This window comes from Sphingomonas jaspsi DSM 18422, from assembly GCF_000585415.1.
GTDB classification, from domain to species: domain Bacteria; phylum Pseudomonadota; class Alphaproteobacteria; order Sphingomonadales; family Sphingomonadaceae; genus Sphingomicrobium; species Sphingomicrobium jaspsi.
Genome location: NZ_KK073876.1, coordinates 2,070,555 through 2,094,722 on the forward strand (window position 1 = coordinate 2,070,555; position 24,168 = coordinate 2,094,722).

The 24,168-nt window shown below is 64.4% G+C and carries 22 protein-coding genes; 13 read left to right on the forward strand and 9 right to left on the reverse strand.

From position 1 onward, the window contains the following. Positions 1-5 precede the first annotated feature (5 nt). Positions 6-4,487: a glutamate synthase large subunit gene (gene gltB, locus G570_RS10550; RefSeq protein WP_483852537.1), complete on the reverse strand. Its 4,482-nt coding sequence runs from the start codon at positions 4,485-4,487 to the stop codon at positions 6-8. A gap of 196 nt (positions 4,488-4,683) precedes the next feature. Here gltB and G570_RS10555 point away from each other — a divergent pair, with 196 nt between their 5' ends. From G570_RS10555 to G570_RS10565, 3 genes are all read left to right on the forward strand, one after another. Further along, complete coding sequence (locus G570_RS10555; RefSeq protein WP_051504296.1) at positions 4,684-5,118, forward strand: copper chaperone PCu(A)C; 435 nt, start codon at positions 4,684-4,686, stop codon at positions 5,116-5,118. Further along, on the forward strand, positions 5,118-5,717 hold the full coding sequence (locus G570_RS10560) for an SCO family protein (RefSeq protein WP_037502106.1): 600 nt from the start codon (positions 5,118-5,120) through the stop codon (positions 5,715-5,717). The genes G570_RS10555 and G570_RS10560 overlap by 1 nt, the downstream gene beginning before the upstream one ends. Positions 5,718-5,839: 122 nt before the next feature. Then, a complete protein-coding gene (locus G570_RS10565; protein WP_037502108.1) occupies positions 5,840-6,322 on the forward strand; it encodes an outer membrane protein in 483 nt (160 codons plus the stop codon). A gap of 50 nt (positions 6,323-6,372) precedes the next feature. Here G570_RS10565 and G570_RS10570 read toward each other — a convergent pair whose 3' ends face one another. Further along, positions 6,373-7,242 carry an alpha/beta fold hydrolase gene (locus G570_RS10570; protein ID WP_037502110.1) on the reverse strand — a complete coding sequence of 290 codons (870 nt, stop codon included), beginning with the start codon at positions 7,240-7,242 and terminating at the stop codon, positions 6,373-6,375. A 41-nt stretch (positions 7,243-7,283) separates the two neighbouring features. On the opposite strand from G570_RS10570, the gene G570_RS10575 reads away from it, so the two are divergent. The 3 genes from G570_RS10575 (at position 7,284) to G570_RS10585 (ending at position 10,994) form a co-directional block, all read left to right on the forward strand. Then, entirely contained in the window at positions 7,284-8,666 is a 1,383-nt protein-coding gene (locus G570_RS10575) for a protein adenylyltransferase SelO family protein (RefSeq protein ID WP_037502113.1), read from the forward strand. A 50-nt stretch (positions 8,667-8,716) separates the two neighbouring features. After that, positions 8,717-10,147, forward strand: coding sequence for a succinylglutamate-semialdehyde dehydrogenase (gene astD / locus G570_RS10580; RefSeq protein ID WP_037502115.1), 1,431 nt, complete (start codon positions 8,717-8,719; stop codon positions 10,145-10,147). Positions 10,148-10,250: 103 nt separating this feature from the next. Continuing rightward, positions 10,251-10,994, forward strand: a complete 744-nt coding sequence (locus G570_RS10585) for a class I SAM-dependent methyltransferase (RefSeq protein WP_051504297.1) — start codon at positions 10,251-10,253, stop codon at positions 10,992-10,994. A gap of 6 nt (positions 10,995-11,000) precedes the next feature. On the opposite strand, the gene G570_RS10590 is transcribed toward G570_RS10585, so the two are convergent. After that, positions 11,001-12,497, reverse strand: a complete 1,497-nt coding sequence (locus tag G570_RS10590; protein WP_037502118.1) for a replicative DNA helicase — start codon at positions 12,495-12,497, stop codon at positions 11,001-11,003. A gap of 191 nt (positions 12,498-12,688) precedes the next feature. On the opposite strand from G570_RS10590, the gene dcd reads away from it, so the two are divergent. Then, complete coding sequence (gene dcd, locus G570_RS10595; protein WP_037502120.1) at positions 12,689-13,243, forward strand: dCTP deaminase; 555 nt, start codon at positions 12,689-12,691, stop codon at positions 13,241-13,243. 52 nt (positions 13,244-13,295) lie between these two features. Here dcd and G570_RS13485 read toward each other — a convergent pair whose 3' ends face one another. From G570_RS13485 to G570_RS10620, 6 genes are all read right to left on the reverse strand, one after another. After that, the gene (locus G570_RS13485; RefSeq protein ID WP_084607671.1) at positions 13,296-13,472 is read right to left on the reverse strand and encodes a YegP family protein; all 177 of its coding nucleotides are present in this window, start codon (positions 13,470-13,472) and stop codon (positions 13,296-13,298) included. 55 nt (positions 13,473-13,527) lie between these two features. Beyond that, complete coding sequence (locus tag G570_RS10600; RefSeq protein ID WP_051504300.1) at positions 13,528-14,136, reverse strand: NADPH-dependent FMN reductase; 609 nt, start codon at positions 14,134-14,136, stop codon at positions 13,528-13,530. A gap of 78 nt (positions 14,137-14,214) precedes the next feature. Continuing rightward, entirely contained in the window at positions 14,215-14,433 is a 219-nt protein-coding gene (locus tag G570_RS10605) for a hypothetical protein (RefSeq protein WP_037502122.1), read from the reverse strand. A gap of 107 nt (positions 14,434-14,540) precedes the next feature. Further along, on the reverse strand, positions 14,541-16,769 hold the full coding sequence (gene rnr, locus G570_RS10610) for a ribonuclease R (protein ID WP_037502125.1): 2,229 nt from the start codon (positions 16,767-16,769) through the stop codon (positions 14,541-14,543). Then, on the reverse strand, positions 16,766-18,157 hold the full coding sequence (locus G570_RS10615) for a M28 family peptidase (RefSeq protein WP_037502127.1): 1,392 nt from the start codon (positions 18,155-18,157) through the stop codon (positions 16,766-16,768). The genes rnr and G570_RS10615 overlap by 4 nt, the downstream gene beginning before the upstream one ends. Then, positions 18,154-19,113: a DMT family transporter gene (locus tag G570_RS10620; RefSeq protein ID WP_342665235.1), complete on the reverse strand. Its 960-nt coding sequence runs from the start codon at positions 19,111-19,113 to the stop codon at positions 18,154-18,156. The genes G570_RS10615 and G570_RS10620 overlap by 4 nt, the downstream gene beginning before the upstream one ends. Positions 19,114-19,148: 35 nt before the next feature. Between G570_RS10620 and G570_RS10625 the strand changes: the two genes are divergently transcribed. The 6 genes from G570_RS10625 (at position 19,149) to G570_RS10650 (ending at position 24,168) form a co-directional block, all read left to right on the forward strand. Beyond that, positions 19,149-19,910 (forward strand): hypothetical protein, encoded by a 762-nt coding sequence (locus tag G570_RS10625; protein WP_037502129.1) that lies wholly within the window; start codon positions 19,149-19,151, stop codon positions 19,908-19,910. A 76-nt stretch (positions 19,911-19,986) separates the two neighbouring features. Continuing rightward, a complete protein-coding gene (locus tag G570_RS10630) occupies positions 19,987-21,489 on the forward strand; it encodes a CoA-acylating methylmalonate-semialdehyde dehydrogenase (protein WP_037502131.1) in 1,503 nt (500 codons plus the stop codon). 59 nt (positions 21,490-21,548) lie between these two features. Continuing rightward, positions 21,549-22,061: a hypothetical protein gene (locus G570_RS10635; RefSeq protein ID WP_037502134.1), complete on the forward strand. Its 513-nt coding sequence runs from the start codon at positions 21,549-21,551 to the stop codon at positions 22,059-22,061. A gap of 5 nt (positions 22,062-22,066) precedes the next feature. Further along, entirely contained in the window at positions 22,067-22,450 is a 384-nt protein-coding gene (locus G570_RS10640; protein ID WP_037502136.1) for a VOC family protein, read from the forward strand. A gap of 38 nt (positions 22,451-22,488) precedes the next feature. Next, complete coding sequence (locus G570_RS13250; protein ID WP_051504302.1) at positions 22,489-22,980, forward strand: hypothetical protein; 492 nt, start codon at positions 22,489-22,491, stop codon at positions 22,978-22,980. A gap of 45 nt (positions 22,981-23,025) precedes the next feature. Beyond that, positions 23,026-24,168 (forward strand): acyl-CoA dehydrogenase family protein, encoded by a 1,143-nt coding sequence (locus tag G570_RS10650; protein WP_037502140.1) that lies wholly within the window; start codon positions 23,026-23,028, stop codon positions 24,166-24,168.

Here is a 24,168-nt window from a genome sequence, read left to right on the forward strand (position 1 = left end):
CGCCGCTATTCCGCCGCCAGCATGCCGCTGTCGAGGACGCGGCGATATTCGTGGGGCATGACCTGAACGAATTGCCCCGATGCCGACGGCCAGTCGTCGAGGATCGCGGCCGCGCGGGCGCTGCCGGTCAGCTCGGCATGCCGCTCGATCAGCGATTTCAGCAGCCCTAAATCGTCGACTGCCTCCAATGCGACGCCTTCCAGATTGGCGAGCGAATCGAGCGTTCGGCCGGGGTCCCAGACAAGGGCGATCCCGCCGGACATCCCGGCCGCGAAATTGCGGCCGACGTCGCCCAGCACCACGACCATACCGCCCGTCATATATTCGCAGCCGTGGTCGCCGGTCCCTTCGACGACAGCGGTTGCCCCGGAATTGCGCACCGCGAACCGTTCCCCCGCGACCCCGGCGAAATAGGCTTCGCCGTCCGTGGCGCCATAAAGGCAGGTATTGCCGACGACGATATTGTCGGCCGCGTCGCGCGTCACCCAATCGGGCTGGCGGACGATCAACCGGCCACCGCTCAGCCCCTTGCCGACATAATCGTTGCCGTCTCCGACCAGATCGAGCGTCAGGCCGCGCGCCAGGAAGGCGCCGAAGCTCTGCCCCGCCGACCCCGTCAGGCGCATCGTCACCGACCCGTCCGTCAGGCCGGCCCCGCCGAACCGCCGCGCCACTTCGCCCGAGGCATAGGCGCCGACCGACCGGTCTGCATTGCCGACGCGGTCTTCGATCAGCACCGGCAACGCGCCGTCCAAAGCGGCCACGATCCGGTCGTCGAGCCGCTGTTCGTTCGGTTCGCGGAGCGAGCGCACGAAGCGCCGCGGCGCCGAAGGATCGACGACCCGCAGCAGCCGCGACAGGTCGGTCGCTCCCGCCTTCCCGCGATCGACAATGCGGGGTTTGAGCAGGTCGGCCCGGCCGACCATTTCGTCCACCGTGCGCAGGCCCAGCCCCGCCATGATCTCGCGCAGCTCCTCGGCAACGAAGAAGAAATAGTTGATCACATGTTCGGGCGTGCCGACGAATTTTTCGCGCAGGCGCGGATCCTGTGTCGCGATGCCGACCGGGCAGGTGTTGAGATGGCATTTGCGCATCATGATGCAGCCCGCCGCAATCAGCGGCGCCGTCGCGAAGCCGAATTCGTCGGCGCCCAGCATGGCGGCCACCGCCACGTCGTGCCCGGTCCGTAGACCGCCGTCCGCCTGCACCACCACCCGGTCGCGCAGGCCGTTCAGCATCAAGGTCTGCTGGGTTTCGGCAAGGCCGACTTCCCACGGCGAACCCGCGTGAGTCAGCGACGTCAACGGCGAAGCGCCGGTGCCGCCCTCATAACCGGAAATGGTGAGATGATCGGCCAGGCACTTAACGACGCCCGCTGCCACCGTGCCGACGCCTGCTTCGGCCACGAGCTTGACCGACACGCGAGCGCCCGGATTGACGCTTCGAACGTCAAAAATCAGCTGAGCAAGGTCTTCAATCGAATAGATGTCATGGTGCGGCGGCGGGGAAATAAGGCCGACTCCCGGGGTCGAGTGGCGCACCGCGGCGATATAGCGGTCGACCTTGTGGCCCGGCAGCTGACCGCCCTCTCCCGGCTTGGCGCCCTGCGCGATCTTGATCTGAACATCGTCGGCATTGACCAGATATTCGGCCGTCACGCCGAACCGGCCAGAGGCGACCTGCTTGATGCTCGATCGTTCGTCGGTCACGAACCGGTCGGGGTCCTCGCCGCCCTCGCCGGTGTTCGACTTTCCACCGATGCGGTTCATCGCTTTCGCGAGCGTGGTGTGCGCTTCGCGGCTGATCGACCCGAAGCTCATCGCGCCGGTCGCGAACCGCCGGACGATGGCGGAAGCCGGCTCGACTTCCTCCAACTGCACGGGCGGTCCGGCGGGCACGAACTCCAGCATGCCGCGCAGGGTCAGCAAGCGACGGCTCTGGGCATTCATCTCGTCGGCGAATGCGCGATATTTTTCGGGAAGGTGGGCACGAACCGCGTGCTGCAGGTTGGAGATTGTGGCCGGGGTCCATGCATGGTCTTCCCCGCCCGACCGGAAGGCGTACAGGCCGCCGACGTCGAGGCGGCGCAGGTTCGCCGCGTGCGCGGCGCGATGACGCGCAGCGCTTTCCTCGGCGATTTCGGCAAGGCCGCAACCTTCGATGTTGCTCGTCGTACCGGTGAAGTATCGGTCGACGAACTTCGAATGAAGGCCCACCGCATCGAAAATCTGCGCGCCGCAATAGGATTGGAAGGTCGAAATGCCCATCTTCGACATGACCTTCAGCATGCCCTTGCCGATGGCCTTGATGTAGTTCGCCTGCGCCTTTTCCGGATCCTGCCGGACCTTGCCCTTGGCGCACAGGTCGTCGATCACGTCGAACGCCAGCCACGGGTTGATCGCCTCGGCACCATAACCCGCCAGCACGCAGAAATGATGCACTTCGCGCGCTTCGCCGGTTTCCACGACCAGCCCGGTCTGCATCCTCAGGCCTTGGCGGATCAGGTGGTGGTGCACCGCCCCCACGGCCAGCGCCGCCGGTACGGGAATACGCCCTGGCCCTTCGCGCCGATCGGACAGGATCAGCACATTGACGTCCGCCAGCACCGCCTCGGTCGCTTCCCAGCACAGGCGCTGGAGCGCGGCCTCCATCGATTGTGAGTCGCCGCCGCTAGGCCAGGTCGCGTCGAGCGTCGCAGTCCGGAACGCGCCGTCGAGCGTGTCGTGGATCGAGCGGATCTTCTCCAGATCCTCGTTGGTGAGGATCGGCTGCGTCACCTCGAGCCGCTTGTGATTGCCCGCGTTGCGGCCCAGCAGGTTGGGACGCGGTCCGATCATCGACACCAGGCTCATCACCAGATGTTCGCGGATCGGGTCGATCGGCGGGTTGGTCACCTGCGCGAAATTCTGCTTGAAATAATCGTAGAGCAGCCGGGGCCGTGCCGACAGCACCGCCAGCGGGGTGTCAGTCCCCATTGATCCCACCGGATCGTCGGACTGCGACGCCATCGGCGCCAGGAACAGTTTCAGGTCTTCGTCGGTGTAGCCGAAGCTCAACTGCGTCCGGCGGAACACGTCATCGTCGGGCGGTCGCCGAATGGGATTCGATCCGGCCGGCAGGTCTTTCAAGTTGAACTGCGTCTCGCGTAGCCATTCGCCATAGGGTTCGGCTTCGGCCAGTTCGGCCTTGACCTCTTCGTCCTCGACGATGCGCTGCTTTTCGAAATCGATCAACAGCATCTTGCCAGGCTGCAACCGCCACTTGCGGACGATCTTCTCTTCCGGGATCGGCAGCACGCCGGATTCGGACGCCATCACGACGAGGTCGTCGTCGGTCACCACGAAACGCGCCGGCCGCAGCCCGTTGCGATCGAGAGTCGCGCCGATCTGGCGGCCGTCGGTGAAGGCGATCGCCGCCGGACCGTCCCAAGGCTCCATCAGCGCAGCATGATATTCGTAGAAGGCGCGCCTTTGCGCATTCATGATCGGGTTGCCGGCCCACGCCTCTGGGATCAGCAGCATCATCGCATGCGGCAGCGAATAGCCGCCCGCGACCAGCAGCTCGAGCGCGTTGTCGAGGCAGGCAGTGTCCGACTGACCGTGCGGGATGATCGGCCACATCTTGTCGAGGTCGGCCCCGAGCAGAGACGATTCGAGCGTGCGCCGCCGCGCATTCATCCAGTTCACATTGCCGCGAACCGTGTTGATCTCGCCATTGTGCGCGATGAAGCGGTACGGATGGGCCAGCCGCCAGCTAGGGAAGGTGTTGGTCGAAAAGCGCTGGTGGACCATCGCCAGCGCGGTCGTGGTCAGGGGGTTGCACAGGTCGAGATAGAATTCCCCGACCTGGTGGGGCAGCAGCATCCCCTTATAGACCAGCGTTCGCGTGGAAAAGCTGGCAATGTAGAATTCGCCGAGACCGGGAAGGTTCTTCGTCCGCGAAAGCTCGTCGAGCGGGTTCAGCGTTTGCTTGCGCACCGCCAGCAATTTGCGCTCGAACGCATCCTGGCTTTTTGTGTCGGGACCACGCGCGACGATCGCCTGCCGAATGACGGGAACCGACGGCAGTACGGTCGGGCCCAGCATGCTGTCGTCAACCGGCACGTCACGCCAGCCGAGCATGAGCTGCCCTTCTTTGGCCACGAACCGCTCGAGCCGTTCTTCGGCAACCGCCCGGCTTTCCGCATCGCGCGGCAGGAAGCACATCGCCACCGCATATTCACCGAGCGGGGGAAGATTGACTCCAGCCCCCTCCGCCCAATGGCGTAACAGGTCGTCTGGAAGCTGGATCAGGCACCCGGCGCCATCGCCGAGGTCCGGGTCGGCCCCCACCCCGCCGCGATGCAGCAGGCTCGACAGGATCTGCAGGCCTTGCCCGATGATCGCGTGCGACCGCTCGCCTTTCACATGGGCGACGAAGCCCATCCCGCAACTGTCATGCTCACGGGAGGGATCGTATAGCCCCTGTGCCTGCGGTGTACCGATCAAAGGTCTCCTTGTTCCGCTGCAGGTGCGATGCCGCACTGCAGCAAGACTGACGACTCGATACGCGTGACGCAAGACTAATAATGGCGCCCTTCAAGGTCGTAGCGAAAAGCGCATTGGCGTGTCCAATTCGCAACGACCCGACCCGTCGCGATGAGCCACGTTGAACGTGGGCGTTACGGCGGCTAAGTCGCGCGGCATGAAACACTTCGTCCTCGCCAGCGCCTTGATCCTGTCCGCCTGCTCGCAGCAGGAAGCGAGGCCCGACATAAAGGTCGAAGACGTTTGGGCCCGCGCTGTTGCGCCGGGCCAGGACAGCGGCGCGGCCTATATGACCATCCGCAACGACGGCGGCGCGAACGATCGGTTGAATGACATCAAGGTATCGGTCGCCCCGATGACCATGATCCATCAAACCCGCACCGAAAACGGTGTAAGCTCAATGGACAAGGCCGACGATCTCGTGATTCCGGCGCATGGCACACTCGAACTCAAGCCGGGCGGTATCCACGCCATGATGATGGGACTGAAAGTCCCGCTGCAACCCGGCGATCGCTTTTTCGTCGACCTGACGTTCGACAAGTCGGGCCACCAGACCGTTTCAGGCAAGGTCGTCGCTGCGGGTGAGCGCTGATGCTGGCCAGGATCAGGATCGCCTTGTGGGCCTTGGTCGGCGTGGCCGCGCTGGCCGGAATCTGGCTGGCCATGCAGAAGCCCCGGCCTGCTCCACCCAGTGCGGACAACCAGATGCCGGTGCAGTCGATTGGCGGACCCTTCATCCTGACCGGTTCCGACGGCAAGCCGTTCGATTCCCGCAGCCTTGAAGGAAAGCCATATGCGATCTTTTTCGGATTTACCCATTGCCCGGACGTGTGCCCAACGACCCTGTCGCGGCTGGTGAAGCTGCGCCGACAACTGGGCAAAGGCGACGACGCGCTGCGCATCCTGTTTGTGACGGTCGACCCGGATCGCGACGGGCCGGCGGAAGTCGGCGCCTATTCCGCGCTATTCGCGACCCCCATTATCGGTCTCACCGGAACGCCGGCGAGCATCGATAAAGTAAAGAAACAATTCGGAATTTTTTCAGAAAAGGTCGGTCAGGGCGAAAACTATTCGATCAACCATACCGCCACCGTGTTCCTGATAGATTCAAAGGGTGGGTTCGTGTCAACTATCAGTCCCGAAGAAAAGGATGATGTGGCAAGCGAGAAGATCAAACGTGTTGTTGCGTAATTGCCACGCATTGTAGACCTAATGCGTCAGGGGCGGAACTTTTCCTTGAGTTGCGTGACGTAAAGATTATCTGACCGCGGCCCGCCAGTCCTGGCGGGCTTTTTCATGTCATGAGGTAATTTGTGAACCGTATCATTTTCGCGGCCGTTGCCGCGACCGCCATCGCGACCCCGGCTTTCGCCCAGGACGCGTCGTCGACCAGCTTTGAAGGTGCGCGCATCGGCGCGAACATCGGCTTCGCCGACGATCACATTTTCGGCACCGAATCGTTCACCTACGGCGTCGAAGCCGGCTACGACTTCAACCTCGGCGGCGCAGTCGCTGGCGCGACGGTCGAACTGCAGGACAGCAAGGATCTCGACCGCGAGATCGCCCTGACCGGTCGCGTCGGTGCCAAGGTCGGCTCGAACGCGCTGGTTTACGGCGTTGCCGGCTATTCGAACCTGAAGGCTTACGGCTACAAGTTCGACGGCTTCCGTCTCGGCGCGGGCGTCGAATTCGCCCCGACCAAGAACATGTTCGTCAAGGTCGAGCAGCGCTACGGCAACTACGAAGCCGGCGTTGACCTGTGGCAGAGCGTCGTGGGCGTGGGCGTCCGCTTCTAAGCGGTCCACGTTCCCAAACAAGAAGGGCGGTCCGAACGGGCCGCCCTTTTTTATTGCTCGAGTTCCTCGACCCTGCGGAGCAGCCGTTCCAGCGCATCAACCGATTCCCGTTCATCGAGCGTCGGCGCGTGACCGACCGCCGGGACGGTGACCAGCTCGGCCATTGCGCCGATTTCTTCCTTCATCCGCTCGGCAGTCGCTTCGGACAGAAGGTCGCTCAATTCGCCGCGCAGGATCGTTACCGGCTTTCCGCGCAAGCCCTGCAGCAACGGCCAGGCGTTCATCGGCTCGCCCGCGCGGGCGGCATTGAAGTTGTCGACGATGCGCATGTCGTAGTCGAACCGGACCTTGCCGCCGTCCTCACAACAAACGCGCCGGGCGAAGCGTGCCCAGTCGTCCGGACCCCAGCGGGGGAAAATGTCATGGTTGCGGGCCGCCAGTTCGTTCACCGCTTCGTCCCAGTCGGCAAAGCGAACGTCCTTGCCGACGTAGGCGGCAATCCGGTCGAGGCCCGCCTTGTCGATTTCTGGTCCGACGTCGTTGAGCAGCGCGCTGGCAATCCGGTCGCCGTCGGTCGCGGCCATCAGCATGGTGACGATGCCGCCGAGCGACGTACCGACGAACACCGCATCGGCGATCCCCAGCTGGTCGAGCAGCTTCAGCAGATCGGCGGCATAGTGATGCGGGCTATAGCGACTGCTGTCGGGATCATGATCGCTGCTGCCGCGGCCGCGAAGATCGACGCAGATCACCCGCCAGTCGCCCGCATGGCGGTCGGCAACCCCCTCGAAGTCGCGCGCGTTGCGGGTAAGGCCCGGGATGCACAGGATGGGCGGCTTTTCCAGCGGCCCCGCATAATCGCGATAGTGAAGCTTCAGGCCCTCGGCACTGGTCCAATAACGGTCGGTCCATTCGGCCATCTACGCTTCCCCCGAACTCTCCCCTCCCCTATCGCGGGACAATGGACGCCCCGCAACCCTATCGTGCCGAGCCCGCAATCCTCAGTCTGGGCGAAGAGTTCTTCGATGAAGTCGACCCGACGCGATTTCCGAAGGCGATCCCGCGATTCCTGAACCGGCGCTGGGCCGACCGCGTCGGCCTCGGCGAGATGGACTGGGAGCGGAATTTCGCGCGGTTCGAGCCGCTCGCCGACAATCTGACGCGACCGCTGGCGCTGCGTTATCACGGGCATCAGTTCCGGACCTACAATCCTGACATCGGCGATGGCCGCGGCTTCCTTTTCGCCCAGCTTCGCGACGATCGGGGCCGCTTGCTCGACCTCGGCACCAAGGGCAGCGGCACGACACCCTATAGCCGCCGCGGCGACGGACGATTGACCCTGAAGGGCGGGGTTCGTGAAGTGCTGGCCACCGAAATGCTGGAAGCGTTGGGAGTCAACACGTCAAAGAGCTTCGCCCTGTTCGAAACCGGCGAACAACTGATGCGCAACGACGAGCCGTCTCCGACGCGGTCGGCCGTCCTCACCCGTCTTAGCCATGGTCATATCCGCATCGGCACTTTCCAGCGCCTGGCCTATTTCGAAAATGCCGCCGGAATCGCGAGCCTCGCGCGTTATGTGCTCGACAAGCTTTACGGCGAAACGCCCCCTGCTGCTGATGCCGACCTCGCCGCCCGCCTGCTCGACCTTGTCTGCGAACGGACCGCAACGCTGGCGGCAAGCTATGTCGCGTCGGGCTTCGTCCACGGCGTGCTCAACAGCGACAACATCAACGTTACGGGCGAGAGCTTTGATTATGGCCCGTGGCGGTTCGCTGCCGAGTGGGACGAAACGTTCACCGCCGCCTATTTCGACGAGTGGGGCCTTTACGCGTTCGGGCGCCAGCCGGAAGCGATTCACTGGGATGTCGCGCAGCTGGCGGGGTGCCTGGCCATGATCGGCGATGCGCCAGCGCTTGCTGACACGCTAGGCGGCTGGCCGAGCCGCTTCGAAGCTGCACTGATCGATCGCCTGCTGTGGCGCCTTGGGGTAGCGCGTGTCGACAATGCCGACGACCGACTGCTGGTAGGCGCCATACTGAAGGTACTGCGCAGCCGGAGGGTCGGAATAGATCGCTTTTTCTTCGACTGGCGCGGGGGCCGGGTCCCGACTGGCGAGGCTTATGACGATGAGGCCTTCTTGGCATTGCGCAAGGCCTTGGCGGGACGTGAGCGCCCGATCGTCCACCCCTATTGGACCGATGCTCAGCCCTGTTCCATGCTGATCGACGAGGTGGAGGCTATCTGGTCGGCCATCACCGACAACGACGATTGGCAACCGTTCGAGTCCAAGATCGATGCAATTCGCCGTTTCGGCCACGCCATGGCGGCAGACGCAGTGGGTTGATTTTCCGCCCGATTAGTGGGAGCGGCTCTCGCTCTCGCTCGGGAGTCTCCATGTCCGACCACCTTGTATCGTTCGACCCTGCAACCGGCGCCGAAATTTGGTCTGCACCTGTCGGCGACGCGGCGGCCGAGGTTGCCGCTGCGCGCGAAGCCTGGCCGGAGTGGGCTGCCCACAGCGTCGCCTATAGAATCGAAACGATGCGCCGCTTCGCCAATGTGGTGAAGGCCAGGGAAGAAGAGTTCGCCGACCTGATTTCGCGCGAGACCGGCAAGCCGTTCTGGGAGGCGAAGACCGAGGTCGCGTCGGTGATCGGCAAGGTGGAAATCTCGATCAAGGCCTATGGCGAGCGCACGCCGATGAGCCGCCTGGAAGCGGCCATGGGTAATCGCGTCGCAGTGCGCCACAAGCCGCACGGCGTGCTGGCGGTGCTCGGTCCGTACAATTTCCCGGCCCATCTGCCCAATGGTCATATCGTCCCTGCCCTGATCGCCGGCAATGCGGTCGTGTTCAAGCCGAGCGAAAAGACCCCCGCTTCGGGCGCCTATCTGGTCAAATGTTTCCATGAGGCCGGGGTCCCCGAAGGCGTCATCCGCCTTCTGGTCGGCGGCCCCAACGAGGGCAAGGCGCTGGCCGCCGAAGACGGCATCGACGGACTGCTGTTCACCGGATCGGCGCGCGGCGGCATGTCGCTGCATCGCCAGTTCGCCGAAGCGCCGCACAAGATCCTGGCGCTGGAGTTGGGCGGCAACAACCCGATGGTCGCCTGGAATACGCCCGACCTGCAGGCGGCGGCAGCGATTATCACCCAGTCGGCCTTCCTGTCGGCGGGCCAGCGCTGCACCTGCGCGAGGCGGTTGATCGTTGAGGACGGCAAGCATGAGGCGCTCGTCGGCGAAGTCTTGAAATTGATGGACCGCATCATCGTGGATCACCCCTTCGCCGATCCCCAGCCGTTCATGGGCCCGGTGATCGACACCGGCGCGGCCGACCATGTGCAAAGCCAGTATATGGAATTGATGATGAAGGGCGGTAAACCGATCCGCCGTCTGGACCGTCCCTATGAGGAACGGCCCTATCTGACCCCCGCCCTGATCGATGTGACCGACGTCAAGGATCGCCCGGACGACGAGATTTTCGGTCCGGTGCTGCAGCTTATCCGCGTCAAGGGTTTCGACGCCGCGATCGACGAGGCGAACAACACGCGTTTCGGCCTCGCTGCCAGCGTCCTGACCAAGGAGCCCGAGCTATACGATCGCTTCTGGGCGAATGTGCGGGCGGGCGTCATCAATTGGAACAAACCAACCAACGGCGCGCCCTCTTCCGCACCGTTCGGCGGCGTCGGCATGAGCGGCAACCACCGGCCCAGCGCTTACTATGCCGCGGACTACTGCGCCTACCCGGTGACCAGTGTAGAAGCGGAAGCGGTACGCGGCGGCATCACCGAAGGATTGCGTCCGGCCTATGTGCCGAGCGACGGCTGACCCGACAAAAGGTCGCTTCGACCTGTTCGACAGCTGAGGCCCCTCGCCAACCGCGTCGTCTAGGTTCATGCGCCGCTGCGGCGCTCCGGGCGGAGGGAACGACGTGACATCGAAGGCCAAGACCGGACTGCGAACATTGCCGGTCGTTGGCGGGCCGGACAATCCAGCGTCTTGGCGCCAGCTGCCGCAACGGGCATTTTATTATGCCATAACATGGCCCTTCCTGCTGAAGAGCCTGAGCGGCGGATCGCCCGCAGATCGCAAGCGGCTGATCGAGCGACTGGCGCTTCCGGCGGAATCGCTGCCCAATCTCGGCGGCTGGAAGGCTGATTCCCTGTTCCTCAACCGCATCATCGACTGGGTCGAGGCGCTTCAGCCGAAGAGTGTCGTCGAACTGGGTGCCGGCGCTTCGACCCTAGTCACGGCGCGGGCGCTGTCCCGCAACGGGGGCGGCTCCCTAATCAGCTTCGACCAGCATGCGCCGTTCGTCGAGGCGACACGCCAATGGCTGGCCGAAAATGGCATCGAGTCCGACTTGCGTCATGCGCCGCTGGTGCGCACGTCATCGACATGGCCCGGCCCCTGGTACGACCTGCACGACCTGCCCGACCAAATCGACCTATTGATCGTCGACGGACCGCCGTGGAGCCTCCATCCCTATGTGCGCGGCCAGGCCGAAGTCCTGTTCGACCGCATTCCCGTCGGCGGTGCGATTCTGCTCGACGACGCCTTCCGGCCGGGCGAGCGGATCATCGCGTCGCGCTGGAAAAAGGCGTGGCCGAATTTCGACTTTACGCTGCTGCCCGGCGGCGCGAAAGGCACGCTGCAGGGCGTTCGTCGCCGCTAACCGATCCTAGCCGCGCATCTCCGGCAGATAATCGCTGTCGATCGCGTCGCTGAACTTGGTGATGCGGGCATCGAAGCGCATGCGGACGGTGCCGGTGGCCCCGTGCCGCTGCTTGGCGACGATGAGGTCGGCGCGGCCGTAGATGCGCTGCATCTCTTCCTGCCAGGTGGCGAAGTCGGGGTGGTCCTCTTCCGGCTTCTTCGCGGCGAGATAATAGTCGCCGCGGAACACGAACCACACCATGTCGGCGTCCTGTTCGATCGAGCCCGATTCACGAAGGTCGCTGAGCTGGGGCCTCTTGTCCTCGCGCTGTTCGACGGCACGGCTGAGCTGCGACAGCGCCATCACCGGCAGGTCGAGTTCTTTCGCCAGCTGCTTGAGGCCGCGGCTGATTTCGGAGATTTCCTGCACGCGGTTGTCGCCCGCGCTGCCCTTGCCGGTGCCCTGCAGCAGCTGGAGATAGTCGACCACGACGAAGCCGATGCCCTTCTGCCGCTTCAGCCGCCGCGCGCGGGCGCGCAAGCTGGCGATGGTCAGGCCCGGCGTATCGTCGATGTAGAGCGGCAGGTTGGCGAGTTCGCCCGAGGCGCGGGCGAGCTGGCGGAATTCCTGCTGGCTGATCTTGCCCATGCGCAAATTTTCGGAGGAGATGCCCGACTGTTCGGCCAGGATACGCGTCGCCAGCTGGTCGGCCGACATTTCCAGGCTGAAGAAGGCGGTCGGCGCGCCCGCCGACTTGGACGGTTCGATCCCGTCCTCCATGTCGCGGACGTAACGCTGGGCGGCGGCGAAGGCCATGTTGGTGGCGAGCGAGGTCTTGCCCATGCCCGGACGGCCGGCAAGGACGATGAGATCGCTTTTGTGCAGGCCGCCGATCTTGGCGTTGACGCCGTCGAGGCCGGTGGTGACGCCCGACAGATGGCCGCCGGAATTGAGCGCCTTTTCCGCCTGTTCGAGCGCGAGACGGGTGGCCTCGCCGAAGCTTTTGACCTTGCCCTCGTTGCCGCCCTCTTCGGCGACGCGATACAGTTCGCTCTCGGCTTTTTCGATCTGGGACAGCGGGGCGACGTCCTCCGACGTGTCGAGCGCCCCTTCGACCAGGTCGCGGCCGACGCCCACGAGCGCACGGAGCAGCGCCAGGTCGTAGATCTGCTGGGCGAAATCGCGCGCGCCGATGACCGCCGCGCCGGAGCCGGTCAGCTGGGCCAAATAAGCCGCCCCACCCACTTCCTTCATGGCCTCGTCATCGCTGAACAGCGGGCGCAGCGTGACCGGGTTGGCGACCATATTCTTGTCGGTCATGCGCAGGATGGATTCGTAGATCCGGCCATGCAGCGGTTCGAAGAAATGGTGCGGCTTGAGCCGGATTTGGACGTCTTCGACCAGCCGGTTGTCGATCATCAACGCGCCCAGCAGCGCCGCCTCCGCTTCGATATTCTGCGGGAGCTTCTGCGGTTCCGGGGTCGCGGCCCCGGACTCATTGATTCGAACGACTTCGGCCATGCCGTCTGCTATTCCTTCGCGGGCGGGTGATGTCACCCGCGCAAATGTGTCACAGGGCGAACAAAGCTAGCACGTTTGTGGATAGTTTTGGGAGCGAATTTGCCGCCCCCTTGGATGGTCGACGGTCGATCCATCCACAGAAAATCGTGAGGCCGATTGAAGGCAGAGCCCCGCCCCGCTAGCCCATCCCCATGAGCATTCTTTCCGACCGCTGGATTCGCGAACAGGCCCTCAACCACGGCATGATCGAACCGTTCGTCGAGGCGCAGCGGCGTGATGGCTGCATCAGCTATGGCCTGTCGTCCTACGGCTACGACGCGCGCGTCGCGGACGAGTTCAAGATTTTTACCAATGTCGACAGCGCGGTGGTCGATCCCAAGGATTTCGCCGCGAACAGCTTCGTCGATCGCCAGACCGACGTCTGCATCATCCCGCCCAACAGCTTCGCGCTGGCGCGGACGGTCGAATATTTCCGGGTGCCCGAAGACGTGCTGGTCATCTGCCTCGGCAAATCGACCTATGCGCGGTGCGGGATCATCGTGAACGTGACCCCGCTGGAGCCCGGCTGGGAAGGCCATGTGACGCTGGAATTTTCCAACACCACGCCGCTGCCCGCCAAGATCTACGCCAACGAAGGCGCGTGCCAGTTCCTGTTCCTGCAGGGGAATGAGCGGTGCGAAACCAGCTACAAGGACCGCGCCGGCAAATATATGGGCCAGAAAGGCGTAACCTTACCCCGTCTCTAACGAAAAGCCCCGGCGCAAACCGGGGCTTCTGCGTCATTGGTGAGACAGCGCCTCAGGTCGCGTCGTGTACCTCGGCCATCGGCCCATTCTTCTTGATCGAGTCGATCGCATTTTGGGCGGATGCCTTGGTCTTGTAGGTTTCCGTCCAGAAGATCTTTTCGCCGTTATATTCGAAGCTGGCGATATATTCGCCGTTCGACGAATTCTTGATCACGAACTTATGGGCCATGGTCAGGTCTCCCCATTGGTGAGGAGGCCAGCCTAGCCGTCAACTGCCGAGTCGCCTACCCGCCATTCTTCATCTGTTGTTCGCTGTCGCCGAGCAGCTTGGACTGGCCGCCGATGATGATATCGCACCAGTCGGCAAAGGCCTTGGCGATGGTCTGGACCAGCTTCTTCAGGTCGCCGTCCTTCAGCAGGCCATCGTCGCCGAACTTGTCGTCGCCGACCTGGCCCAGATAGGCTTCGGGCTGCTGCATCACCGGCATGTCGAGAAATACGCAGCATTGGCGCAGCGCATGGTTGGCCAGCGCGCCGCCGAGCGCGCCGGGCGATACGGTGATGATGGCAGCAGGCTTCTTGGCCCAGGCGCTGCCGCCGTAGGGTCGCGAACCGACGTCGATGGCGTTCTTCAGCGCACCGGGCATCGACCGATTATATTCAGGCGTCACGAACAGCACCCCGTCAGCCCCCTTCACCGCATCGCGGAAGCTGGACCATGCCGCGGGACGGTCATCGCCGTCGAGGTCGGGATTGTAGAGCGGCAGGTCGCCGATCTCGACGATTTCGCAGTCAAGCCGGTCGTGAAGCGCGCAGAGCGAACGCGCGACCTTGCGATTGATGGAACCGTCGCGCAGCGAGCCGACGATGATTGCGATCTTGTGATTTGCCATACTGCGCAAATGCCTGAGCGCAGCTTTGGTTGCCGTCCGGCGCGAAACCCCTTTGCGCGCCGGACGATGTGCGGGCGATCAGCGCGATGCTTCCTCGACCTGTTCCCACTGCTTCTTGGTGAAGCAGACCCGCTGTTCCAGCCGCGAGCCGGTGCGCGGCAGATATTTGCAGATCTTGCGGTCTTCCTTGGCCGGCTTGACCTGCTCCGTCTGTTCCTTGTCGTCCTGCGCATAGGCATTGGCGGGCACCGCAACCAGCAGCGAGACGGCAAGGGTCGAAAAGGCGATGGATTTCATAAATTCCTCCTCGACATCCCGTGCCGAAGAAGATCGTCCATCCCGCTGGTCCGCGCCAGATACCGTTCGTCGAACCGCAGAGGCCCGGCGCATGTTGGTCGATCAGATCAGCGCTTCTTGCTGCCTTGGTGGCGGATGTTGGCCGGGCGACCCCGACGCTGGGTGGTCGGCGGACGACGCGTCCGGTCGCGGCGCGGGCCGGCGTAGCGACCTTCGGGCAGTTCGAAGCGGAGGGCGCCGGAGGCCGGGTTAGCTTCGGCCAGTTTGAGCTCCAGCTTCTGGCCCATACGGTAAGTCTCGCCGGTCTCGTCGCCGATCAGCGACTGACTGGCCTCGTCGTAGCGAAAATATTCGTTGCCGAGGATCGCGGCCGGGACGAGGCCGTCGCCGCCCAAATCCGCGACCGTTGCGAAGAAACCGAACGGCTGCACGCCGGTGATCCGGCAGCGCAGGATCTGGCCGACCTTGTCCGCCAGGAACGCCGCGACGTAGCGGTCGATCGTCTCCCGCTCCGCCTCCATCGCGCGCCGTTCGAGGGTGGAAATGAGTTCGCCGATCTCCGAGAAGCTGGTTGCGTCCTCGGGTGGCAGGCCGCCGTCGCCGAGGCCGTAGGCGCTGACCAGCGAGCGGTGGACGAGCAGGTCCGCATAGCGGCGGATAGGCGAAGTAAAGTGCGCATAGCTCGCCAGCGACAGCCCGAAGTGGCCGAGCGTGTCGGGCGAATAGCGCGCCTGCATCTGCGTGCGCAGCAGCTGCTCCATGATTTCGGGCCGCGCCTCATGATCCTTGCCGATGCGTTCGATGATGCGGTTGAAGGTCGCCGGGCGAACGACCTGGCCGAGCGCAAATTCGACGTCGAAGGTGGCGAGATAGTCCTTCAGCGCCACCAGTTTCTCGCGGCCCGGACCCTCGTGGACACGGTACATGACCGGCGCCTTCTTCTTTTCCAGCGCCTTGGCTGCCGCGACGTTGGCGGCGATCATATAATCCTCGACCAGCCGGTGCGCATCGAGCCGCTCGCGCGGCGCGACCGACAGGATGCGGCCCTTTTCGTCGAGCACCACGCGGCGCTCTGGCAGGTCTAGCTCGAGCGGTTCGCGCTTTTCGCGCGCAGCCAGCAGGGCGCGCCAGCATTCCCACAGCGGCTTCAGGGCTTTTTCGACGAGCTCGCCCTCGACCCTGCCAGGTTCGCCATCGACGGCGGCCTGCGCATTCTCGTATGCAATGTTTGCCGCGACGCAAATCTTGGCGCGCGAGAATCGCCAGCTTTTGAGCGCGCCGTCCTTGCCGACATGAAGATGGCAGGCCAGCGCCGCGCGGGGTTCGCCCTGCTTCAACGAGCAGATCTCGGACGAAAGCTCGTGCGGCAGCATCGGCACGACGCGGTCGGGGAAATAGACGCTGTTGCCGCGAGCCCGCGCCTCCTTGTCGAGCGCGCTGCCGGGGCGGACGTAGAAGCTGACGTCGGCGATGGCGACGATCGCATCCCAGCCGTCGCCGTCCTCGCGCGGGGCGGCCCAGATCGCATCGTCATGGTCGCGCGCGTCCTCCGGGTCGATGGCGACGATCGGGAGATGCGTCAGGTCTTCGCGCGTTCCGAGCGGTTGCTGCGATACTTTCTTCGCTTCGGCGATGGCTTCGTCGCGGAAAGCGTCGCGCAGGCCGTGCTTGTGGATGGCGATGAGGCTGAAGCTGCGCGGGGCGAAGGGGTCGCCAAGAATGGCGTCGACGCGGGCGCTGACCTTGGGCGGGCGGCCCGAGGGTTCGGCGAGGACGAGGTCGCCGACCTCTGCACCCTTCAGGTCGGAAATCGGCAGTTCGCGCCGCTCGCGCTTGTCGACGGGGGTGAGGTAATGCTTGTCCCCTTCCCGCCGCACCACGCCGAGGATCATCGCGGCGCTGCGCTCCAGCTTCTTCATCACCGTCGCGACATGGCCCTTCCCGCGCTCTTCGGTGCGGGCGAGGATGCGGTCGTTGAGGGTGAGCGCGCTGCGCCGCCCGCGTTCGAGGACGCGCAGGCGCGGTGGCGGCGTGTCGGCGTGCCAGCTTTCCGGCGTCGCCCAGACCTCGCCATCGTCGGTCGAGACGACGCGGAGCACGGTGACCTTGGGGACGCCGCCCATCTTGTGGAAGGCACGGCCGGGGGCGCTGTCGATCAGCCCTTCGTCGGCCATGTCTTTGAGCAGCGCCTTGAGCGCGATCTTCTCATTACCCTTGAGGCCGAAGGCGCGCGCAATCTCGCGCTTGCCCGCGGGCTGGTCGCTGCTGGCGATGAAGTCGAGGACCTGTTTGGCGGTCGGCAGGCCCGGCTTGGGCCGATTGGTGGGGCGTTTCACTCCTTGGGCTTTGCCACGACCGGCCGGTAAGCGCCACCCGGCACCGCGCTGGCGACCGGGCTTTCATAGCCGTCGGCGCTGACCGAGGAGACGCCGAACACCCAGTCGTCGACGCGGATGTGGAGCAAGACAGCTTTTCGGCATGGTTCTTTGAGTGAAGACGGATGGTAGGTCGCGATAGGGCAGGTTTCATCGACGGGTTTTTCGTACTGCCAATTCGCCGAATCCGTGCGACGCCAGCGAACAAGAAAGTGATCAGCCATGTTGGCGGAGGACCAATTAATCGTCGTATCCGTGCTCACGCCCCCCTCCACCGTCGGCTCCGGCGGCGGCGGGGCGCTGGCGATGGCGGCCAGCGCCGCGACGTTGAGGCGGGTGACTTTGCGGAGGTAGGGGAAGTCCATCGCCGCGACAGTGTCGCCATAAACAACGCCCTTTTCGGTGCGCAGGTCCTGGTGCTGCTGGTCGTAATTCTCGACCGCGACCGAAAGGCGGACGGCGGGGAAGCCGGCGTTCAAGAATTCCGTATGGTCGCCGCCTCGGCCGAAACGGTCGTTGCGCCACACCTGCATCACGTCGAGACCAATCTCGGGGATGCGCTCGGCCAGACGGTCGAGGAAGCGGGAGATGTTGCGCGACGGGCTGTCATTCTCGCCGCCAAGGCTGCGGACGTCGGCGCGGATCTGGTCCCCGCCCTGCCAGCGCAGCCCTTCGGAAAAAACCCGGACGGTCTTGTCGTCGCACACACCGTCGCTGCCGCAGCTATTGCCGATGATGTCGTTGTTGAGATTGGCGATGACGTTCCACCTCTGCGCCGCCGCATAGTCCGCGAGGATCTTGCCGCCGTGGAGCCCCTGCTCTTCCCCGCTCAGCACGCCGTAGACGATGGTTCCGGCGAATTTGAACTTCGACAGCACGCGAGCCGCCTCGATCGTCGCGGCGGTGCCGCTGCCGTCATCGTTGGCGCCCGGGGCGTCCCTGGTGAAATCCATCGGATCGCTCACGCGGCTGTCGATGTGGCCGGTGATAATGACCATGTCGTTGGGCCGCTCGGTCCCGCGCTGGATGGCGACGATGTTGCAAACCTTGGTCGGGGTCGGGATGCGTTTGCCCGTGACCGTGTCGCAGGTGCGGATGGTTTCCAGCCCCAGCGTCCTAAACTCGCCTTCGGCATAATTCCACGCTGCGCCGATGCCGCGCTTGGGGTCGGTCTGCGACGATAGCGTGTGGCGGGTGCCGAAGCTCACCAGCTTTTCGACCGTCGCCTTCATCCGCGCCTCGTCGACGAAGCGGGTGAGGCCGGTCAGCCGCTCGTCGACCGAGGTCGGCGGCGGGACGGCGGCGGCGGAGGTGGAGGCGAGGGCGAGAAGGAGGACTGCGCGCTTCATTTCATCATCGTGGCACGAAGCCGGTGCTCGCGCCAGAGGATGACGAGGCCCGAGGCGATGATAATCGGCGCCCCAATCCAGGTCCAGTGCGAGGGCAGCTGGCCGAACTGCACGATCCCCAGGATCGTCGCCCAGACGAGCGAGGTATAGTCCATCGGCATGACCAGCGCGACCGGTGCGAACCGCAGCGCGGCGGTCAGCGTCAGCTGCGCAACCCCGCCGACAAGCGCCATCCCGCCGAGGATCGCGAAGGTGGTCGCGTCATGCGCGCTGCCGGCGAACGGCATGGCGAGACCCAGCGGCACGAGGCTCGACACCGCAAACCAGAAGGCAGTCGTCGCGGCGGCCTCGGTAGCCCCCAACCGGCGAATGACGATGGTGACGGCAGCGGTCAGCAAGGCCGCAACCATCGCCACCGCACCGCCCATCAACGGAATGTGCCCGCTGCCCGGCTGGACCACGACCAGCACGCCGACGAAGCCGACCAGCACCGCACCCCAGCGCCATTTGCCGGTCGGCTCGCCAAGCAGCAGCGCGGCGAGAATGACCGAGAAGATCGGCACCGAGAATCCGATGGCCGTGGCTTCTGCGAGCGGCAACAATGCGAAGGACAGGAAATTCATGCCCATCGCTGTCAAACCGACCGCCATTCGGCTGACATGTGCCTTTACGCGCCTGGTCCTGAGCGACGCGAAGCCGGGTCCGAAGGCCACCCAGGCGGTTGCACAGAGCGCGGTGCCGATCTGTCGGTAGAACAGGCTTTCGATGACGTTGACGCCGCGCTGCGCCGCCAGCTTTACCCCCGCGAACATCAGCGCGAGCAGCAGCGCCGTCACCAGCCGCAGCCCCATACCGAGCAGCGGCTGCTGTTCGACCGGCTTGTCGGTATCGTATCGCGCGGTGTCGGCCATCGGCGAGCGGCCTAGCAGCTTCGACCGGCGGCGGTAAGGGGCCATTGTGTTAGCTTAGCAATACACTTAAATTGCGCGGCATGTTGAGCCTTATCCTTGCCGCTTCGCTCGCCTCGTCCGCTGCGCCCGACGGGCTGATCCGCCATTACGTCCGTTCCAATCGCGACGGCAGCGAGGCGGAGAACATCGTTCACTTCCGCCCCAGCCGAGAGAATGTTGCGGTCTATAAATGGTCGAGCAAATGCACGACCGCCGCCTATGTCACCGCGCAGATGGATACGGCGGCATGGGAGCCGAAGGCGCTCGACGCAGGCAAGGTCGCCAAGGACGGCAGCCAGGCGAAATTCGGGCGGATCGACCTCGACCCTGCCACGCGCACCCTGTCGGCCTGGGCCGACCTGCCGCCCGGCCGGATGAGCGACACGACCACCCTGCCCCAAGGCATGCCGTGGTTCCTGTTCGATTACGACCTCGGCGACCTCAACGCTTATTTGCAAGAGGTGAAGCCCGAGACCGACCTTATGTTCGCCTTCGCGCTGATCTGGCCGGAAAGCGCGGACTTCCTGACGCACATGGCGACCATCCATGCCGCGCATCGGGGGATCGAGGATCATGACGGTCGGCCTGCGCGCCGCTTCGACCTGCACTTCATCTCAGGCAAGGACGGCAGAGGGACCTTGTGGACCGACCCGGTGACCGGCGCGATCCTCGAGGCCGAAGCGAGCGTGCCCAACCATCCCGGCATGAGCGACTTTCGCCTCAAGCTGGAACGAACCCAGCTCGGCGGGCAGGAAGCGTGGGAGAAATTGCTGAAGGCGCATTACGGCAATTGTCCCGCCTAGGCGCCATCCCCGCCTAGCCAATACCTTCGCGAGCGATTAGGGAACGGCCAAACAAATCCAGAAGAGGCCCCTTCCCATGCGCAGCATTGCCCACTTCATCAACGGTTCCTCCCATGTCGACGCGCCACGCAGCGGGCAGGTCTGGAACCCCAGCCATGGTGAAGTGCAGGCCGAGGTCGGCCTTGGCACGCTGGCCACGCTCGACAAGGCGGTCGATGCCGCGAAGGCCGCGCAGCCGGCGTGGGCCGCGACCAACCCGCAGCGCCGCGCCCGCGTCATGTTCAAGTTCAAGGAACTGCTCGAGCAGAACATGGACAGCTTGGCCGAACTGCTCGCGTCCGAGCATGGCAAGGTCATTGCCGACGCCAAGGGCGACATCCAGCGCGGCCTCGAAGTCATCGAATATTGCTGCGGCATCCCGCAGGCACTGAAGGGCGAATATACGCAGGGCGCCGGCCCGGGCATTGACGTCTATTCGATGCGCCAGCCGCTAGGCATCGGCGCGGGCATCACCCCGTTCAACTTCCCGGCGATGATCCCGATGTGGATGTTCGGCATGGCGATCGCCTGCGGCAACGCCTTCATCCTGAAGCCGTCGGAACGCGACCCGTCGGTGCCGGTGCGCCTCGCTGAACTGATGAAGGAAGCGGGCCTTCCCGACGGCGTGCTGAACGTCGTCCATGGCGACAAGGAAATGGTCGACGCGATCCTCGATCATAAGGACATCGCCGGCATCAGCTTCGTCGGTTCGTCCGACATTGCGCAATATATCTACTCGCGCGGCACCGCGAACGGGAAGCGGGTGCAGGCGTTCGGCGGCGCCAAGAACCATGGCATCGTCCTGCCCGACGCCGATCTCGACCAGGTCGTCAACGACCTTACCGGCGCGGCGTTCGGGTCGGCGGGCGAGCGCTGCATGGCCCTGCCGGTCGTCGTTCCGGTCGGCGAAGACACCGCCGACGCTTTGCGCGAAAAGCTGCTCCCCGCGATTGCCGCGCTGAAGGTCGGAATTTCGACCGACGCCGATGCGCATTACGGCCCGGTCGTCACGCAGGCGCACAAGGACCGCGTCGAAAGCTACATCCAGATGGGCGTCGACGAAGGCGCCGAGCTGGTCGTCGACGGCCGCGGCTTCACGCTCCAAGGCCATGAAAAAGGCTTCTTCGTCGGGCCGACGCTGTTCGACCGCGTCACGCCCGATATGCGCACTTACAAGGAAGAGATTTTCGGCCCGGTGCTGCAGATCGTCCGCGCCGCCAATTTCGAAGAGGCGGTGCGCCTGCCGAGCGAGCATGAATATGGCAACGGCGTCGCCATCTTCACCCGCAACGGCCACGCGGCGCGCGAATTCGTCAGCCGCGTCAACGTCGGCATGGTCGGCGTCAACGTGCCGATCCCTGTGCCGGTCAGCTACCACAGCTTCGGCGGGTGGAAGCGCAGCGGCTTCGGCGACATCGGCCAATACGGCCAAGAAGGCCTGCGCTTCTGGACCAAGACCAAGGTCGTGACCCAGCGCTGGCCCGACGGCACCGCGGCGGGCGATCACAAGGAAGCGTTCATCATCCCGACGATGGGGTGATGGGGTCGACGATCGAAACGCGTAATCTGGTCCGACCTTAGGTTAGCAGGGGGTCGGTGATGCTTGGGTTGACACTGGCGGCAACGATCGCAGCGGCGAGCACGCCCAGGGTCGTTTGCGGGGAGCAGACGGCTTATGTTCTCGGTCCCGGAGAGACCCTCAAGAAGGTAGCGCTCGGAATCCACATCGGCACCGCGGAAATCCAGACGCCGCGCGGCTGGCTCATCATTCGCGACGGACATTCTTGGGCTACCAGAGCGCGGTTCGACGAAGAAGTTGTGCTTCGATCGGGCGTCCGGATTGCCATGCGGCGGGAAGACGGCGGCGCGCCCCGCTACGCCGTGTTCGGTCCACTCGATGAGACCAAGTGGGGTGGCCAGATCAACCGGAAAGAGCATCTGGTGGCGTGGATCGAAGGAAGCGCCCTGCGCGGAAGCCATATGGACGATTCCATGCTGGAGCGGATCCGTATTGTGCCGCTGGATCGCAGCCACTGCATCTTCAATCTCAACTATGGGTGGGACCAGATCCTGCTGGACGAACCGCCTGCCGCCACCAGCCAGAAGGATTGAACTGCGTGAAACTCGCCTACGCCGCCCTGCTCGTCACCGACTACGACGAAGCCATCGCCTTCTATTGCGGCGCGATGGGCTTCCGCCTCGTCGAGGACAGCGACCTCGGCGATGGCAAGCGCTGGGTGGTGATCGAAGGCGACGGCGGCGGCGGCGGCGCGCTCCTCCTCGCAAAGGCGAAGAAGCCGGCGGAGCTGGCCGCCGTCGGCAACCAGTTCGGTGGCCGCGTCGGCCTGTTCGCCCACACCGAAGACTTCGCCGCCAGCCATGCCGCGATCGCCGCAGCCGGCGGCACCTTTGAGGAGGAGCCGCGCCACGAGCCATACGGCACGGTGGCTGTCTTCCGCGACCCGTGGGGCAATCGATGGGACCTTATCCAGCGGCGTTGAACCGTGCATCCAAACTGCCCGGACCGCGTTGGCCCTTTATGATCAAACGGACTGTCACCGCGACGCTCGCCCTTGCCCTCCTCGCCGCCTGTCAGAAGGGGGAAGAACCGCTTGCCATCGACGAAGGCAATAATATTGCCGACACCGATGTAGAAACGCTGCCGCCGAGCGAGGATGGGGGCAATGCTACCGACACCACCAACAGCACCGCGACCACCGACAAGAACGCGATCCCGACCATCCCGGCCCAATATCATGGCCGCTGGGGAATGAATGCAAACGATTGCGACCCCAAGAAGGCCGACATCGCCAAGGGCCTGATCGAAATCGACCCGCTGACGCTGCGCTTCTACGAGGCGACGGCCACGCTGGCCGGACAGCGCCCCGCCATCGCGACCAGCTATTCCGCCAACTTCAACTTCGTCGGCGAAGGAATGAAGTGGGATAAGGTCGAGACGCTGACCATTACCGGAGACACGCTGAAGCGCGAGGACAAAGACGGCAGCTTCACCTACAAGCGCTGCGCCTAAGCTGCATCTGGCGGGGGTCGTTTTGCAGTGCTAGGGGCCTTGCCCATGCAGCAATTCGACCTCAGCGACGACCAGCGCCAGATCCAGGAGATGGCGCAGAAATTCACCGCCGACGCCATCACGCCCTTCGCGGCGGAATGGGACGAAAAGCATATCTTCCCGAAAGAGACGATCCAGCAGGCGGCAGAGCTTGGCTTCGGGTCGATCTACGTCAGCGAAGAGTCGGGCGGGATTGGGCTTGGACGGCTCGAGGCGGCATTGATCATGGAGGCGATGGCCTATGGGTGCCCCTCGACCAGCGCCTTCATCTCGATCCACAATATGGCGAGCTGGATGATCGACCGCTTCGGATCGCAGGATCTGAAGGAAAAGTACCTCCCCTCGCTGATCCCGATGGAGCGGATCGCGTCCTACTGCCTGACCGAACCGTCGAGCGGGTCGGACGCGGCGGCGCTGAAGACGAAAGCGGTGCGCGACGGCGACCATTATGTCGTCAGCGGCAGCAAGGCCTTCATCTCGGGCGGTGGCGAGAACGAGATTTATGTCACCATGGTCCGCACCGGCGACGAAGGGCCCAAGGGCATCAGCTGCCTGGTGATCGAAAAGGACATGCCGGGCGTATCGTTCGGCGCGAACGAAAAGAAGCTCGGCTGGCATTCGCAGCCGACCGCGCAGGTCAATTTCGACGAAGTGCGCGTGCCGGTGTCGAACCGCGTCGGCGGCGAAGGCGAAGGCTTCCGCATCGCGATGATGGGCCTCGACGGCGGCCGCCTCAACATCGGCGCCTGCTCGCTGGGCGGGGCGCAGCGCTGCCTCGACGAAGCCATCAACTACACCAAGGAGCGCAAGCAGTTCGGCAAGGCGATCGTCGATTTCCAGAACACCCAGTTCATGCTGGCCGACATGGAAACCGAGCTGCAGGCCGCGCGCTACCTGCTCTATGTTGCGGCCGCCAAGGTCACGGCCAACGCGCCCGACAAGAGCAAGTTCGCGGCGATGGCCAAGCGCCTTGCCACCGACACCGGCAGCAGCGTCGTCGACCGCGCGCTGCAGCTGCACGGCGGCTACGGATACCTGCAGGATTACCCGATCGAGCGCTTCTGGCGCGACCTTCGCGTCCATTCGATCCTCGAAGGCACCAACCAGGTCATGCGCATGATCGTCGGCCGCGAACTGACGCGCCAGTAG

Coding starts and splice junctions, on each gene's coding strand:
- G570_RS10575 (WP_037502113.1), top strand. CDS start 7,284: ATGGACGCCCCGCAACCCTATCGTGCCGAGCCCGCAATCCTCAGTCTG.
- G570_RS10600 (WP_051504300.1), bottom strand. CDS start 14,136: ATGGCAAATCACAAGATCGCAATCATCGTCGGCTCGCTGCGCGACGGT.
- G570_RS10570 (WP_037502110.1), bottom strand. CDS start 7,242: ATGGCCGAATGGACCGACCGTTATTGGACCAGTGCCGAGGGCCTGAAG.
- G570_RS13485 (WP_084607671.1), bottom strand. CDS start 13,472: ATGGCCCATAAGTTCGTGATCAAGAATTCGTCGAACGGCGAATATATC.
- G570_RS10635 (WP_037502134.1), top strand. CDS start 21,549: ATGCTTGGGTTGACACTGGCGGCAACGATCGCAGCGGCGAGCACGCCC.
- G570_RS10560 (WP_037502106.1), top strand. CDS start 5,118: ATGCTGGCCAGGATCAGGATCGCCTTGTGGGCCTTGGTCGGCGTGGCC.
- G570_RS10625 (WP_037502129.1), top strand. CDS start 19,149: ATGTTGAGCCTTATCCTTGCCGCTTCGCTCGCCTCGTCCGCTGCGCCC.
- G570_RS13250 (WP_051504302.1), top strand. CDS start 22,489: ATGATCAAACGGACTGTCACCGCGACGCTCGCCCTTGCCCTCCTCGCC.
- G570_RS10650 (WP_037502140.1), top strand. CDS start 23,026: ATGCAGCAATTCGACCTCAGCGACGACCAGCGCCAGATCCAGGAGATG.
- G570_RS10590 (WP_037502118.1), bottom strand. CDS start 12,497: ATGGCCGAAGTCGTTCGAATCAATGAGTCCGGGGCCGCGACCCCGGAA.
- dcd (WP_037502120.1), top strand. CDS start 12,689: ATGAGCATTCTTTCCGACCGCTGGATTCGCGAACAGGCCCTCAACCAC.
- G570_RS10620 (WP_342665235.1), bottom strand. CDS start 19,113: ATGGCCCCTTACCGCCGCCGGTCGAAGCTGCTAGGCCGCTCGCCGATG.
- G570_RS10605 (WP_037502122.1), bottom strand. CDS start 14,433: ATGAAATCCATCGCCTTTTCGACCCTTGCCGTCTCGCTGCTGGTTGCG.
- G570_RS10615 (WP_037502127.1), bottom strand. CDS start 18,157: ATGAAGCGCGCAGTCCTCCTTCTCGCCCTCGCCTCCACCTCCGCCGCC.
- astD (WP_037502115.1), top strand. CDS start 8,717: ATGTCCGACCACCTTGTATCGTTCGACCCTGCAACCGGCGCCGAAATT.
- G570_RS10555 (WP_051504296.1), top strand. CDS start 4,684: ATGAAACACTTCGTCCTCGCCAGCGCCTTGATCCTGTCCGCCTGCTCG.
- G570_RS10630 (WP_037502131.1), top strand. CDS start 19,987: ATGCGCAGCATTGCCCACTTCATCAACGGTTCCTCCCATGTCGACGCG.